The organism is Pseudomonas sp. ICMP 561 (assembly GCF_002699985.1).
Classification (GTDB): domain Bacteria; phylum Pseudomonadota; class Gammaproteobacteria; order Pseudomonadales; family Pseudomonadaceae; genus Aquipseudomonas; species Aquipseudomonas quasicaspiana.
In genome coordinates, this window is sequence record NZ_LKBT01000034.1 from 210320 (window position 1) to 224092 (window position 13773).

At 59.3% G+C, this 13773-nt stretch carries 13 protein-coding genes; 7 read left to right on the forward strand and 6 right to left on the reverse strand.

Annotated features, from left to right (window positions below):
* The first annotated feature begins 25 nt into the window (after positions 1 to 25).
* A complete protein-coding gene (locus AO242_RS20840) occupies positions 26 to 577 on the forward strand; it encodes a DNA-3-methyladenine glycosylase I (protein WP_027901570.1) in 552 nt (183 codons plus the stop codon).
* 38 nt (positions 578 to 615) lie between these two features.
* Positions 616 to 1503 carry a lysophospholipid acyltransferase gene (locus AO242_RS20845; RefSeq protein WP_087269473.1) on the forward strand — a complete coding sequence of 296 codons (888 nt, stop codon included), beginning with the start codon at positions 616 to 618 and terminating at the stop codon, positions 1501 to 1503.
* A gap of 111 nt (positions 1504 to 1614) precedes the next feature.
* Here AO242_RS20845 and trkA read toward each other — a convergent pair whose 3' ends face one another.
* From trkA to def, 4 genes are all read right to left on the reverse strand, one after another.
* Positions 1615 to 2988, reverse strand: coding sequence for a Trk system potassium transporter TrkA (trkA, locus tag AO242_RS20850; RefSeq protein ID WP_027901568.1), 1374 nt, complete (start codon positions 2986 to 2988; stop codon positions 1615 to 1617).
* A gap of 145 nt (positions 2989 to 3133) precedes the next feature.
* Positions 3134 to 4450 (reverse strand): 16S rRNA (cytosine(967)-C(5))-methyltransferase RsmB, encoded by a 1317-nt coding sequence (gene rsmB / locus AO242_RS20855; protein WP_027901567.1) that lies wholly within the window; start codon positions 4448 to 4450, stop codon positions 3134 to 3136.
* The gene (gene fmt, locus AO242_RS20860) at positions 4447 to 5409 is read right to left on the reverse strand and encodes a methionyl-tRNA formyltransferase (RefSeq protein ID WP_099270205.1); all 963 of its coding nucleotides are present in this window, start codon (positions 5407 to 5409) and stop codon (positions 4447 to 4449) included. Before fmt ends, rsmB begins: the two co-directional genes overlap by 4 nt.
* 138 nt (positions 5410 to 5547) lie before the next feature.
* Complete coding sequence (def, locus tag AO242_RS20865) at positions 5548 to 6054, reverse strand: peptide deformylase (protein WP_027901565.1); 507 nt, start codon at positions 6052 to 6054, stop codon at positions 5548 to 5550.
* A gap of 139 nt (positions 6055 to 6193) precedes the next feature.
* Here def and AO242_RS20870 point away from each other — a divergent pair, with 139 nt between their 5' ends.
* From AO242_RS20870 to AO242_RS20880, 3 genes are all read left to right on the forward strand, one after another.
* The gene (locus AO242_RS20870) at positions 6194 to 7219 is read left to right on the forward strand and encodes a LysM peptidoglycan-binding domain-containing protein (RefSeq protein ID WP_027901564.1); all 1026 of its coding nucleotides are present in this window, start codon (positions 6194 to 6196) and stop codon (positions 7217 to 7219) included.
* A 123-nt stretch (positions 7220 to 7342) separates the two neighbouring features.
* Positions 7343 to 8455 carry a DNA-processing protein DprA gene (gene dprA / locus AO242_RS20875; protein ID WP_099270206.1) on the forward strand — a complete coding sequence of 371 codons (1113 nt, stop codon included), beginning with the start codon at positions 7343 to 7345 and terminating at the stop codon, positions 8453 to 8455.
* Positions 8456 to 8492: 37 nt separating this feature from the next.
* The gene (locus AO242_RS20880; RefSeq protein ID WP_099270207.1) at positions 8493 to 9050 is read left to right on the forward strand and encodes an L-threonylcarbamoyladenylate synthase; all 558 of its coding nucleotides are present in this window, start codon (positions 8493 to 8495) and stop codon (positions 9048 to 9050) included.
* Positions 9051 to 9170: 120 nt separating this feature from the next.
* Here AO242_RS20880 and AO242_RS20885 read toward each other — a convergent pair whose 3' ends face one another.
* Positions 9171 to 10148, reverse strand: coding sequence for an NADPH:quinone reductase (locus AO242_RS20885; protein WP_099270208.1), 978 nt, complete (start codon positions 10146 to 10148; stop codon positions 9171 to 9173).
* A 174-nt stretch (positions 10149 to 10322) separates the two neighbouring features.
* Between AO242_RS20885 and hemF the strand changes: the two genes are divergently transcribed.
* Positions 10323 to 11240, forward strand: coding sequence for an oxygen-dependent coproporphyrinogen oxidase (gene hemF, locus AO242_RS20890; RefSeq protein WP_099270209.1), 918 nt, complete (start codon positions 10323 to 10325; stop codon positions 11238 to 11240).
* A gap of 128 nt (positions 11241 to 11368) precedes the next feature.
* Positions 11369 to 12190, forward strand: coding sequence for a shikimate dehydrogenase (gene aroE, locus AO242_RS20895; RefSeq protein WP_099270210.1), 822 nt, complete (start codon positions 11369 to 11371; stop codon positions 12188 to 12190).
* Here aroE and AO242_RS20900 read toward each other — a convergent pair.
* The gene (locus AO242_RS20900) at positions 12187 to 13752 is read right to left on the reverse strand and encodes a SulP family inorganic anion transporter (protein ID WP_099270211.1); all 1566 of its coding nucleotides are present in this window, start codon (positions 13750 to 13752) and stop codon (positions 12187 to 12189) included. The genes aroE and AO242_RS20900 overlap by 4 nt on opposite strands.
* Positions 13753 to 13773: the final 21 nt, after the last annotated feature.

Sequence of the window (13773 nt, forward strand, 5' to 3'; positions counted from 1 at the left end):
CAGCACCTCCACCCTTGGAAGCCCTATGCCACGCTGCTATTGGTGCAACGAAGAGCCGATTTACATCGATTATCACGATCACGAGTGGGGCGTGCCGTTGCGCGACGCGCAGAAGCTCTTCGAGTTGCTTTTGCTCGAAGGGTTCCAGGCCGGTCTTTCATGGATCACCGTTTTGAAAAAGCGCGCGCGCTATCGCGAGGTGATGTTCGGTTTTGATGTGCATCGAATCGCCGCGATGACCGACGCTGATATCGAAGTCCTGATGCAGGAGCCAGGCATCATCCGTAACCGTCTCAAGCTCAATGCCGCCCGGCGCAATGCGCAGGCCTGGTTGAAGCTGGACGACCCGGTGGAATTCCTCTGGTCGTTTGTGGGCGGTGAACGGAAGATCAACCACCGCAAGGACCGCAGTGAAGTCCCGGCCATCACGCCAGAGGCCGAGGCCATGAGCAAAGCGTTGAAAAAAGCCGGGTTTACCTTTGTCGGGCCGACCATCTGTTATGCCTACATGCAGTCGAGCGGGATGGTCATGGACCACACCGTGGATTGTGATCGATACGCGGATTTGGTCCGCTGACGGTTACAATGGCCGCCTTGAGTTTTGGGGAGTGATCTGTGGAAAAGTTTAAAGGTGCCCTTATGGTGGGCGCGTTGCGACTGTTTGCCTTGTTGCCCTGGCGCGTTGTGCAGTGGGTGGGTGCGGGTATTGGCTGGTTGATGTGGAAACTGCCGAACCGTTCGCGTGAGGTCGCGCGCATCAACCTGGCTAAATGCTTTCCGGAAATGGACCCTGCCGAGCGCGAGCGTCTGGTCGGTCGTAGCTTGATGGATATCGGCAAGACCCTCACGGAAAGCGCTTGCGCCTGGATCTGGCCTGCTCAGAAATCCATCGATCTGGTGCGCGAAGTCGAAGGCCTCGATGTGCTCAAGGATGCCCTGGCGTCCGGCAAGGGCGTCGTCGGCATCACCAGTCACCTGGGCAACTGGGAAGTGTTGAACCACTTCTACTGCAGCCAGTGCAAACCGATCATTTTCTACCGCCCGCCCAAGCTCAAGGCGGTCGATGACCTGCTGCGCAAACAGCGCGTGCAACTGGGTAACCGCGTGGCGGCCTCCACCAAGGAAGGCATTCTCAGCGTTATCAAGGAAGTGCGCAAAGGCGGCTCGGTGGGTATTCCGGCCGATCCCGAGCCAGCAGAATCAGCAGGGATCTTCGTGCCGTTTTTTGCCACCACGGCCCTGACCAGCAAGTTTGTGCCCAACATGCTGGCCGGTGGAAAGGCGGTCGGCGTGTTCCTGCATGCCATGCGCCTGCCAGACGGTTCGGGTTACAAAGTGGTGCTGGAAGCTGCGCCCGAGGCCATGTACAGCACCGACACTGCAACGTCGGCGGCGGCCATGAGTCAGGTGGTTGAGAAATATGTGCGGGCGTATCCAAGCCAGTACATGTGGACCATGAAGCGCTTCAAGAAGCGCCCTGCCGGAGAGGCTCGCTGGTATTGATGGGCTAGATGCAATAACGGTAGGAGCGAACTTGTTCGCGAGACGATATTCCTGATTGCACAGCACTATTGCTCGCGAACAAGTTCGCTCCTACCGGGGCTGTGTACCTGCTTAAAAAAAGCTCAACCCCACCTGGAACAGCCGCTCCACATCGCGGATGTACTTTTTATCCACAAGAAACATGATCACGTGGTCGCCGGTTTCGATCACGGTCGCGTCGTGGGCGATAAGTACTTCGTCGGCACGGATGATCGCGCCAATTGTGGTGCCCGACGGCAGCGCGATGTCCTTGATGGCTTTGCCGATGACCTTACTGGACTTGGTGTCGCCGTGAGCAACCACTTCGATGGCCTCTGCAGCGCCGCGACGCAGTGAATGCACGCTGACGATATCGCCGCGGCGCACGTGGGCCAGCAAGGTGCCGATGGTTGCCAGTTGCGGGCTGACCGCGATATCGATTTCGCCGCCCTGCACCAGATCGACATACGCCGCGTTGTTGATGATGGTTATCACCTTACGCGCGCCCATGCGCTTGGCCAGTAGCGAAGACATGATGTTGGCTTCGTCGTCGTTGGTCAGGGCCAGGAACAGATCGGTGTTGGCGATGTTCTCTTCCAGCAGGAGATCACGGTCTGATGCGCTGCCTTGCAGCACTACCGTGCTGTTCAGCGACTCCGAGAGGTGACGGCAGCGTGCAGGATTCATCTCGATGATTTTGACCTGATAACGGCTTTCGATGGCTTCCGCCAGGCGCTCGCCGATATGCCCTCCGCCCGCAATGACGATGCGTTTGTAGTTCTCGTCCAGACGGCGCATCTCGCTCATGACGGCACGAATGTCTGCCTTGGCGGCGATGAAGAATACCTCATCGTCCGCTTCGATGACCGTGTCGCCTTGCGGCAGGATCGGCCGATCACGACGGAAAATAGCCGCCACACGCATGTCGACATTGGGCATGTGTTCACGCAACTGGCGCAGTTGCTGACCGACCAGCGGTCCGCCGTAATAGGCTTTCACTGCAACCAGTTGTGCTTTGCCGCCTGCAAAATCGATCACCTGCAGTGAGCCGGGGTATTCGATCAGACGCTTGATGTAGTTGGTGACGACCTGCTCGGGGCTGATCAGCACGTCAACGGGAATGGCATCGTTGTCGAACAGACCTGCACGGGTCAGATAGGCCGCTTCCCGCACTCGAGCAATCTTGGTGGGCGTGTGGAACAGCGTGTAGGCGACCTGGCAGGCAACCATGTTGGTTTCGTCGCTGTTGGTCACTGCCACCAGCATGTCAGCGTCATCTGCACCGGCCTGACGGAGTACGGTCGGGAACGAGCCACGGCCCTGCACCGTGCGAATATCCAGACGATCGCCCAGATCACGCAACCGGTCGCCATCGGTGTCGACCACGGTGATGTCGTTGGCTTCGCTGGCGAGGTGCTCAGCCAGCGTACCGCCAACCTGCCCTGCGCCGAGGATGATGATTTTCAATCAGTTGCTCCTTGAAGCGGTTTACGCATAACCCGTAGGACCGGCTTTAGCCGGGAGGGCTGCATTCCAGATTACAGAAGTGCGGCGGATGTAAGTGCCACCTCGCGGCTAAAGCCGCTCCTACGGATTGTGTCAACGTCGCGGATCAAGCAGCGATCTTGATCAGTTTGGCGTAATAGAACCCGTCATGCCCGCCTTCCTGCGCGAGCAACTGGCGACCGTGTGGCTGTTTCAGTCCCGGTGGTTGCTGGCCGAGCTGACCGGCGATGTCCAGCTCGCGAGCGCCGGAGGTACGGGCCAGAAACGCCTCGATGACTTCGGTGTTCTCCATGGGCAGTGTCGAGCAGGTAGCGTAAAGCAGAATGCCTCCGACTTGCAGGGTTGGCCAAAGGGCATCGAGCAACTCGCCCTGCAGCGTTGCCAAGGCCGGGATGTCATCAGCCTGACGGGTCAGCTTGATGTCGGGATGACGACGGATCACGCCGGTTGCCGAGCACGGCGCATCGAGCAGGATGCGCTGGAACGGCTTGCCGTCCCACCATTGCGCGGTTTCCCGGGCATCGGCAGCGATCAGTTCGGCACTCAGACCAAGGCGCTCCAGGTTTTCGCGCACCCGTACGAGACGCTTGGCCTCCAGATCCACCGCCACTACGCCTGCCAGCGCAGGCTGCACTTCCAGCAAGTGACAGGTTTTACCGCCAGGGGCGCAACAGGCGTCCAGCACCCGTTGGCCCGGAGCCAGCTCCAACAGATCGGCAGCCAGTTGCGCAGCTTCGTCCTGCACGCTGATCCAGCCTTCGGCGAAGCCCGGCAGGCTGCGTACATCGCAAGGCTCGGTCAGCAGAATACCGTCCTGACTGAACGTACAGCCGACTGCTTCAATGTCGGCCTTGGCCAGCAGTTCGAGGTATTGATCGCGGCTGTTGTGCCGACGATTGACCCGCAGAATCATCGGCGGATGCGCGTTGTTGGCGGCGCAGATGGCTTCCCACTGTTCCGGCCAGGCGGCTTTCAACGCTTTTTGCAGCCAGCGTGGGTGCGATGTACGCACCACCGGATCATGTTCCAGCTCGGCCAACAGAGCTTCGCTTTCACGCTGGGCACGACGCAGCACGGCGTTGAGCAGCGCCTTGGCCCAGGGCTTTTTCAGTTTGTCAGCACAGCCCACGGTTTCGCCGATGGCGGCATGAGCCGGAATACGCGAATACAGAAGTTGATACAAACCCACCAGCAGCAACGCCTCGACGTCGGCATCAGCCGCCTTGAAAGGCTTTTGCAACAGTTTTGCCGCCAGCGCAGAAAGACGTGGTTGCCAGCGGGCGGTGCCGAACGCCAGATCCTGAGTCAGGCCGCGATCACGAACTTCGACCTTGTCCATCTGCGTCGGCAGCGAACTGTTGAGCGAAGCTTTGCCGCTGAGCACAGCGGCCAGTGCCTTGGCGGCGGCCAGACGCGGGTTCATTGCGCCGTTACCAATTGTTGGCCCAGCACGGCGCCAATGGCGAACTTCTCGCGACGGCTGTTGAACAGGTCAGTGAAATTCAGAGGCTTGCCGCCGGGCAATTGCAGGCGAGTCAGACGCAGCGCGCCCTGGCCACACGCGACAATCAGACCGTCCTTGCTTGCTTCGAGAATGACGCCCGGCTGACCCTGCCCTTCAACGAGGCTCGCTGCGAGGACTTTCAGGGCTTCGCCGTTCAGCGTGCTGTGGCAGATCGGCCATGGATTGAAAGCACGAACCAGACGCTCCAGCTCTTCGGCCGGACGGGTCCAGTCGATACGCGCTTCGTCCTTGTTGAGCTTGTGAGCGTAAGTGGCGAGGCTGTCATCCTGCACCTCACCGATCAGTGTGCCATCGGCCAGACCGGCAATCGCTTGCAATACAGCAGGCGGGCCCAGTTCAGCCAAGCGGTCATGCAAAGAGCCCCCGGTGTCTTCTGCGGTGATGGGCGTGACGGCCTTGAGCAGCATCGGGCCGGTGTCCAGGCCCAGTTCCATGCGCATGACCGTGACGCCGCTTTCGGCATCGCCTGCTTCTACGGCGCGTTGAATCGGCGCCGCACCACGCCAGCGTGGCAGCAGCGATGCGTGGCTGTTGATGCAGCCCAGACGCGGGATATCCAGCACCACTTGCGGGAGGATCAGACCGTAAGCGACCACCACCAGCAAGTCAGGCTTGAGCGCAGCCAGTTCGGCCTGGGCCGCGGCATCGCGCAGGGTTGGCGGTTGCAGCACCGGAATATCATGTTGCACAGCCAGTTGCTTGACCGGGCTCGGCATCAGCTTTTGTCCACGACCGGCCGGGCGATCAGGCTGGGTGTAGACCGCGATGATCTGGTGAGGGCTGTCGAGCAAGGCCTTGAGGTGTTCAGCGGCGAACTCTGGGGTGCCGGCGAAGACGATGCGCAGTGGCTCAGTCATGGGCTTCTCGTTGGGAAAGGATGGGGGCGGGATGGGCGCTCTGCGCTGCGAGATCTTTCGTAGGAGCGGCTTTAGCCGCGAGCCGTAGAATGCCCTCCCGGCTAAAGCCGGTCCTACGAGGTTGTGGTCGTTACTGAATCAAGCGTTCTGCTTGTGCAGTTTTTCGAGCTTTTTCTTGATCCGGTCGCGCTTGAGGTTGGACAGGTAATCGACGAACAGCTTGCCGTTCAGGTGATCGCACTCATGCTGGATACACACAGCAAGCAGGCCTTCGGCGATTTCTTCGTAAGCCTTGCCGTCACGGTCCAGTGCCTTGATACGCACCTTTTGCGGCCGATCCACGTTTTCGTAGAAGCCAGGCACCGAGAGGCAGCCTTCCTGATACTGATCCATTTCGTCGGTCAGCATTTCGATCTCGGGGTTGATGAAAACCCGAGGCTCGCTGCGGTCTTCGCTGAGGTCCATGACCACGACACGCTTATGGACGTTGACCTGGGTTGCAGCCAGCCCGATACCTGGCGCCTCATACATGGTTTCAAACATGTCATCGACCAACTGACGAATGTCGGCGTCTACTACGGCCACCGGCTTGGCGATGGTGCGCAGGCGCGAATCGGGAAACTCGAGGATGTTTAGAATAGCCATATACGTAAGAGCTGCACTTGTAGGGTAAAGTCAAAATCGGCTGCTAGGCTTTGGACGTTCAAGCGGGGCAACCATTTTCACACCGAGCCGGATAGGACTCTATGTTCACGCGAAGCAACATGATAAAGGGATTCACTGCATGAGGAAATCACTACTCGCCCTGCTGCTGTTGGCCGCGACCGGTCTTGTGCAGGCGCAAGTGCAACTCAGGGAAGGCCATCCCCAGCGTTATACCGTCGTTGCCGGTGACACGCTTTGGGACATTTCAGGCAAGTTTCTCAGCGAGCCCTGGAAATGGCAGGAAATCTGGCGCGCCAACCCGCAGGTCCATGACCCTGATCTGATCTATCCCGGCGATACCTTGACGCTGAGTTATGTGGACGGACAGCCCCGCGTCACCCTCAATCGCGGCGCATCTCGCGGCACCGTCAAGCTGTCACCGCAGGTGCGCAGTACGCCGATGATCGAAGCGGTGCCGAGTATTCCCTTGGGCGCAATCAATGCCTTTCTGCTCAGCAACCGCATTGTAGACACTCCCGAGCAATTCGACAGAGCGCCGTACATCGTGGCTGGCAATGCCGAGCGGGTACTGAGCGGGATCGGCGACCGTATCTATGCCCGAGGTGCTCTGGACCCTGCGCATTCGGTTTACGGCATCTTCCGCCAAGGCAAAACCTACACCGATCCGGTCACTCAGGAAGTACTGGGGATTAACGCTGACGAGATCGGCGGAGGCGAAATTATCGCGACCGAAGGTGATATCTCTACGTTGATGCTGCAACGCTCGAATCAGGAAGTGCGCCTGGGCGATCGATTGTTCGCCAGCGAAGAGCGGGCAATCAACTCCAGCTTCCTGCCAAGCGAGCCGGCTAATCCGATCAACGGCCTGATCATCGACGTTCCACGTGGTGTGAATCAGATCGGCGTCATGGATGTGGTCACTGTGGATCGAGGTAAACGCGACGGCCTGATCGAAGGCAGCGTGCTGGCGATCTACAAGACGGGCGAGACTGTCCGAGATCGCATCACCGGTGAACAAGTCAAAATTCCTGACGAACGATCTGGTCTTCTGATGATTTTCCGTACCTACGACAAACTCAGCTACGGGCTGGTTCTGAACGCCAACCGTTCCCTGGCGGTGATGGACAAGGTCAGAAATCCTTAGCGTCATGTTGCAGAATTAATACAGATTCTTGTCGTTGCTTCACCAGTTATCAAATTGTTGTTAACAGAGTTATCCACAGGATTGGCCACCAATTTTGGTGCGCTGCAGATCAAGGAAGATCTTATGCCGCTGTTTGAAAAAGCTGCCCCTTCGCCTGCCGAACAGGAAGCGCGTTTGCGCCTGCATCGCTTGCCGGAGGTGGGGCCAAAGCGATTCTTCAAGTTGATCAATGCGTTCGGCAGCGCGTCTGCTGCACTCAGTGCACCGGCCAGCGCATGGCGTTCTCTGGGGTTGCCGACGGCGTGCGCCGAGGCTCGGCGTGATCCGGATGTGCGCGATGGTGCCAGTGCCGCACTGGTCTGGTTAGAGCGTCCGGACCAGCATTTGCTGATGTGGGACGATCCGCACTATCCGGCATTGCTGGCGGAAATCCCGGATCCACCTCCTCTTCTGTTTGTCGCAGGTAACGCTTCGATTCTCGACCGACCGCAGTTGGGCATGGTCGGTAGCCGACGCGCTTCACGTCCGGGACTGGATACGGCGGCAGCCTTTTCCAAAAGTCTTGCGGGTGCCGGATTTGTCATCACCAGCGGTCTGGCGTTGGGCATCGATGGCGCGGCGCATCAGGCCGCTCTGGACGTCGGCGGCTCTACAATCGGCGTCCTCGGCACTGGCATCGAAAAACTTTATCCACAGCGCCATCGAGCGTTGGCGGCGCGGATGATTGCCGAAGGAAGTGCAGTGGTTTCCGAGTTCCCGCTGGACGCAGGTCCGACGGCCAGCAACTTCCCGCGTCGCAACCGAATCATCAGTGGCTTGTCCCTGGGTGTGCTGGTGGTCGAGGCCAGTGTTGCCAGCGGTTCACTGATCACGGCCCGTTTGGCTGCCGAACAGGGCCGCGAGGTGTATGCCATCCCGGGTTCGATTCATCACCCCGGCGCGCGTGGCTGTCATCAGTTGATTCGCGATGGCGCAGTACTGGTCGAGACGGTGCATCACATTCTCGAAGCTTTGCGTGGCTGGCAGGTGGTGGCACCCACTGAAACAGTGCAGACAACCGAAGTCGCTATCGACCATCCGCTTTTGGCTTTGCTGCATGCAGCGCCACACACCAGTGAAGCGTTGGCGCACTCGATTGGCTGGGCGTTGCCGAAAGTGCTCGCTGCGTTGACCGAACTGGAGCTGGACGGACGCATTACCTGTGAAGCAGGACGATGGTTTGCGCGCGCAGCCTGAGGTTAAACTGCCGACAATGTTTGAGTGGAGAGTGAAAATGGTCAGCAGTTGGCGAGTGCAACAAGCCGCCCGAGATATTCGTGCCGGTGCGGTCATTGCCTATCCAACCGAAGCGGTGTGGGGGCTGGGGTGTGACCCGTGGGATGAAGAAGCGGTTTACCGTCTGCTGGCGATCAAATCGCGGCCTGTGGAGAAAGGGCTGATTCTGATCGCTGACAACATTCGTCAGTTCGACTTCCTGTTCGAAGATTTCCCGGAGCTGTGGATTGATCGTATGGCCAGCACCTGGCCCGGCCCCAACACGTGGCTGGTGCCTCACCAGAACCTCTTGCCTCAATGGATTACGGGTGTTCACGAGACGGTGGCGCTGCGCGTCAGCGATCACCCAACGGTGCGTGAGCTGTGTGCATTGGTCGGGCCGCTGATTTCTACCTCGGCCAACCCGGCGGGCCGCCCTGCTGCCCGCTCACGTCTGAGGGTCGAGCAGTATTTCCGTGGGCAGATCGACGGCGTGCTCAGCGGCAGCCTGGGTGGCCGCCGTAACCCGAGCGTGATTCGCGATATCGCTACGGCGGAAATCGTCCGAGCGGGGTAACGCAGTTCATTGCGTAGGACCGGCTTTAGCCGGGAGAGCGGTGTTCCTGTAGACAAAAATGCTTTGAATCTACAGGCCCCTCCCGGCTAAAGCCGGTCCTACGAATCAGGCCTTAATCGCTCAAGGAATCAAGATAGTTGAGCCAGTGGTGCGGCGGCCCGACAGTTCGATCTGCGCTTTGCCTGCATCCTTGAGGGCAAATTGCTGGATGTTATCCACCTTGATCTTGCCGCTGGCGAGCATGTCGAACAGTTCGTCGGCCATGCTTTGCAGGTTCTGTGGCGTGTTGGCGTAGCTGCCGAGGGTTGGGCGCGTTACGTACAATGAACCTTTGCTCGCCAGAATCCCCAGGTTCACGCCTGCAACCGGCCCGGATGCATTTCCGAAACTGACCAACAGGCCGCGCGGGGCAACGCAATCCAGCGAAGTGGTCCAGGTGTCCTGCCCAACGCCGTCATAAACCACCGGGCATTTCTGGCCGTCGGTCAATTCCAGCACGCGTTTCGCCACATCGTCCTTGCTGTAATCGATCACTTCCCAGGCACCCAGCGCTTTGGCATGAGCGGCTTTCTCGGCGGAACTGACAGTGCCGATCAGCTTCGCGCCCAGCGCCTTGGCCCATTGGCAGGCCAGGGAGCCTACGCCACCGGCTGCGGCGTGAAACAGGATCGTTTCACCCGGTTTGACGACGTAGGTCTGACGCAGCAGATACTGCACGGTCAGGCCCTTGAGCATGATTGCAGCGGCCTGCTCAAAGCTGATCGCTTCTGGCAAATGCACCAGATTGGCTTCCGGCAAAGTATGCAAATCGCTGTAGCTACCGAGCGGACCAGTGCCGTATGCCACGCGGTCGCCGACTTTGAAGCGGCTGACCTCGCTGCCCACGGCATCGACGATGCCCGCGCCTTCGTTGCCCAGCCCTGACGGAAAGGACGGTACTGGATACAGGCCGCTGCGGAAGTAGGTCTCAATGAAGTTCAGGCCGATGGCCTTGTTGCGCACACGTACCTGTTGCGGGCCAGGCTGGGCCGGTTCGAAGTCCACATACTCAAGAACTTCCGGGCCACCGGTCGTGCTGAACTGGATACGCTTTGCCATTTGTTCTCTCCATGATCAATCGAAACAGGAATATGAAAGCGCTCTATCGGACTCCTTCGTTTGCGCTTCGTCAACTGCGGTCGATTGCCAGCGGGTGTTATGCTACGCGCCAATTTCGCTGCCGCCCTTGAAGTCCGGGTGCTCAGCCGTCTGAAGTCAGTTTAAGAGGTCGCCATGTCTTCTAGCCGCACTGAGGCCGTCAAAGCCTATCTGCTCGATCTGCAAGACCGGATCTGTACCGCTCTGGAACAGGAAGACGGTGATGCCCGTTTCTTTGAAGACGCCTGGACTCGCCCCGCAGGTGGCGGTGGGCGTACGCGGGTTGCCGAGAATGGCGCGATGATCGAGAAAGGCGGCGTCAACTTCTCTCATGTGTTCGGCACCAGCCTGCCGCCTTCTGCCAGTGCCCATCGGCCTGAGCTGGCCGGACGTGGTTTCGAGGCGCTGGGCGTGTCGCTGGTGATCCATCCGCACAACCCGCATGTGCCGACGTCTCACGCTAACGTACGTTTTTTCATCGCAGAAAAAGAAGGCGAGGAAGCGGTCTGGTGGTTCGGCGGTGGTTTCGATCTGACGCCTTACTACGGCGTTGAAGAAGACTGTGTGCATTGGCACCGGGTTGCCGAGCAAGCGTGTGCGCCGTTTGGTGCTGACGTCTATCCTCGCTACAAGGCGTGGTGCGACAGTTACTTCCACCTCAAGCATCGCAACGAGCCACGCGGTGTCGGCGGCTTGTTCTTTGACGATCTGAACCAGTGGGATTTCGACACCAGCTTTGCCTTCATGCGCGCGATTGGCGATGCCTTTATCGACGCTTATCTGCCCATCGTGCGTCGTCGCAAAGCAGACGCTTATACCGCGCAGCAACGCGAGTTTCAGGAATTCCGTCGCGGGCGCTATGTGGAGTTCAACCTCGTTTACGACCGCGGTACGCTGTTCGGTCTGCAATCGGGCGGACGTACCGAGTCGATCCTCATGTCGCTGCCGCCGCAAGTGCGTTGGGGTTATGACTGGAAAGCGGTGCCAGGCAGCGAAGAAGCGCGCCTGACCGAGTATTTCCTGCAGGATCGGGACTGGTTGGCGTTGGGTTGACAGTTATTTAGCGGTGAGCGAGGTCTCGGTAGGAGCGAACTTGTTCGCGAGGCGTTGTGTCAGGTACACCGCTTCGCGAACAAGTTCGCTCCTACCGAGGCACAGTCTGAAATTAAACAGGAAACCCAATGGATCACTACGCCGTCTTCGGCAACCCCATCGGTCATAGCAAGTCACCGCTTATTCATGGCCTGTTCGCCGAGCAGACCGGTCAGCAGTTGGATTACCGCACGGCTCTCGCGCCGCTGGATGACTTCACGGCATTCGCGATGGCTTTCTTCAGCGAAGGCCGTGGAGCCAACGTGACGGTGCCGTTCAAGGAGCAGGCTTATCGCATGGTCGACAGCCTGACCGAACGCGCCCGGCGTGCAGGCGCGGTCAACACCTTGAGCAAGCTGGCTGACGGCACCCTGTTGGGCGATAACACGGATGGCGCGGGGCTGGTGCGGGATCTGACGGTTAACTGTGGCGTAAGCCTTCGCGGCAAACGCATATTGCTGCTCGGTGCAGGTGGCGCAGTGCGCGGTGCGCTAGAGCCCCTGTTGGCCGATCGTCCGTCGGTATTGGTGATCGCTAATCGAACCGTAGAAAAAGCCGAGCTGTTGGCCCAGCAATTCGCTGATCTGGGGCCGGTGTTTGCGAGCGGCTTCGATTGGCTGGAAGAGTCCGTTGACGTGATCATCAACGCAACCTCCGCGAGCCTGGCCGGAGAGCTTCCGCCAATTTCCCCGAGCCTGATCGAGCCCGGTAAAACCTTCTGCTACGACATGATGTACGACAGCGAGCCTACGGCTTTCTGCCGTTGGGCCGCCGAGAACGGCGCAGCGCAATCCGTGGATGGCTTGGGCATGCTGGTTGAACAAGCGGCAGAAGCCTTTCTTCTATGGCGGGGCGTGCGACCGGATTCAGCGCCAGTGCTGGCCGAATTGCGCAGGCAACTCGCCGCCTAATCTTCGAACCGGATCGGGCATTTTTCCCCTTCCAGCTTGCGCAATTCTTCGATCACCTGCGGCCTGGCCCGACGCAACGTCAGGGTTCGGCCTTGATCACGCAAGCGTCGGGCTTCCTGATGAAGCATTTCGACGCCGGAGTAATCGATGAAGTTGATGTGCTGCGCCTCAATGACAACGTGTTTGCCTTCAGTGCGCTGCAGTCTTGTCTGCAAATAGTGGCTGGCACCAAAAAAGATCGAGCCGCCCACGCGCATGATGTCTTCGTCGCCGTCGCGCCACTGCTGCACAACTGGCTGTGAGGTGCGCTTGAGGTAGAAGAACAACGACGCCAGCACCCCCGCATAAATCGCGGTTTGCAGCTCAAGGAGCAACGTCGCGACGCAGGTCAGCGCCATGACCAGAAACTCGGAGCGACTGACCCGGTACAAGGCACGAATACCCCGCCGGTCCACCAGCCCCCAACAAATCAGCAGAATTGAAGCCGCCATGGCCGGAATCGGAATGTGCGCGATCAACGATGCTCCGGCGACGGCAAATAGCGCCACCCACAACGCGGAAAATATGCCGGCCAAGGGTGAGTTGGCGCCCGCTTCAAAACTCAGTGCCGAACGCGTAAACGAACCTGCTGACAGAAAGCCCGAGAACAGGCTGCCACCCATGTTCGACAGCCCTTGGGCGCGGACTTCCTGATTGGCGTCGATCAATTGCTGAGAGCGGGTGGACAGCGAGCGCGAAATCGACAGGCTGTTAACCAGCCCGAGCATGCCCACCGCCACGGCGGAGGGCAGCAGTTTGAGGATCAGTTCCGGATCCAGCGGCAGCGGGCTCAACGGCGGTAGATGGCCGACGAATGCGGAAACCACTCGCACATGGCCGAACATCGCAGGCCACAGCCAGACCAGCAGACTGGAGGCAATCAGGGTGATCAACAATGTTGGCCAGCGCGGTACCAGCAGCTTCAGCACTATGCCGAGCACCAGAGTCAGTAAACCCAGAATGAGTGACGGCGTGTCCAGCTCGCCCCGATGTTCCAGCACCGCAATCAGGCTTTTCAGCGCTGTGGTCTGGCTGGGTAAATCGATGCCGATCAGGTTGGGCATCTGCCCCAGGGCAATGACTACGGCAGCTCCCAGGGTGAACCCGAGCACTACCGAATGTGAGACGAAGTTCACCAGCGCGCCGAAACGCACCATGCCGAGCAATAGCTGGAACAGCCCGGCAATGAACGTCAGCAATAGAATCAGGGTGATGTAATCCTGACTGGCGGGGACCGCCAGCGGGCTGATACTGGCGTAGAGCACGACTGAAATTGCCGCCGTTGGCCCGCAGATCAGATGCCAGGACGAACCCCACAAACAGGCGATCATGACCGGCACTATCGCCGCGTATAAACCGTACTCGGCAGGCAGGCCGGCGATCAGGGCGTAAGCGATGGATTGCGGCAAGGCCAGAATCGCCCCGCTCAACCCTACTATCGCATCACGACCCACGGTGGCACGAGTCTGTCGGGGGAGCCAGGCAAGAAACGGCAGGAATTTATGGCGATTTAGCCAACCCATGAAACGCTCTTTGAAGGATTG

Bases quoted from the DNA above. Each gene is read 5' to 3' on its own strand.
- dprA (WP_099270206.1), top strand. From the start codon at position 7,343: ATGCCGCTGTTTGAAAAAGCTGCCCCTTCGCCTGCCGAACAGGAAGCG.
- AO242_RS20840 (WP_027901570.1), top strand. From the start codon at position 26: ATGCCACGCTGCTATTGGTGCAACGAAGAGCCGATTTACATCGATTAT.
- hemF (WP_099270209.1), top strand. From the start codon at position 10,323: ATGTCTTCTAGCCGCACTGAGGCCGTCAAAGCCTATCTGCTCGATCTG.
- def (WP_027901565.1), bottom strand. From the start codon at position 6,054: ATGGCTATTCTAAACATCCTCGAGTTTCCCGATTCGCGCCTGCGCACC.
- AO242_RS20870 (WP_027901564.1), top strand. From the start codon at position 6,194: ATGAGGAAATCACTACTCGCCCTGCTGCTGTTGGCCGCGACCGGTCTT.
- AO242_RS20880 (WP_099270207.1), top strand. From the start codon at position 8,493: ATGGTCAGCAGTTGGCGAGTGCAACAAGCCGCCCGAGATATTCGTGCC.
- AO242_RS20900 (WP_099270211.1), bottom strand. From the start codon at position 13,752: ATGGGTTGGCTAAATCGCCATAAATTCCTGCCGTTTCTTGCCTGGCTC.
- rsmB (WP_027901567.1), bottom strand. From the start codon at position 4,450: ATGAACCCGCGTCTGGCCGCCGCCAAGGCACTGGCCGCTGTGCTCAGC.
- aroE (WP_099270210.1), top strand. From the start codon at position 11,369: ATGGATCACTACGCCGTCTTCGGCAACCCCATCGGTCATAGCAAGTCA.
- fmt (WP_099270205.1), bottom strand. From the start codon at position 5,409: ATGACTGAGCCACTGCGCATCGTCTTCGCCGGCACCCCAGAGTTCGCC.
- AO242_RS20885 (WP_099270208.1), bottom strand. From the start codon at position 10,148: ATGGCAAAGCGTATCCAGTTCAGCACGACCGGTGGCCCGGAAGTTCTT.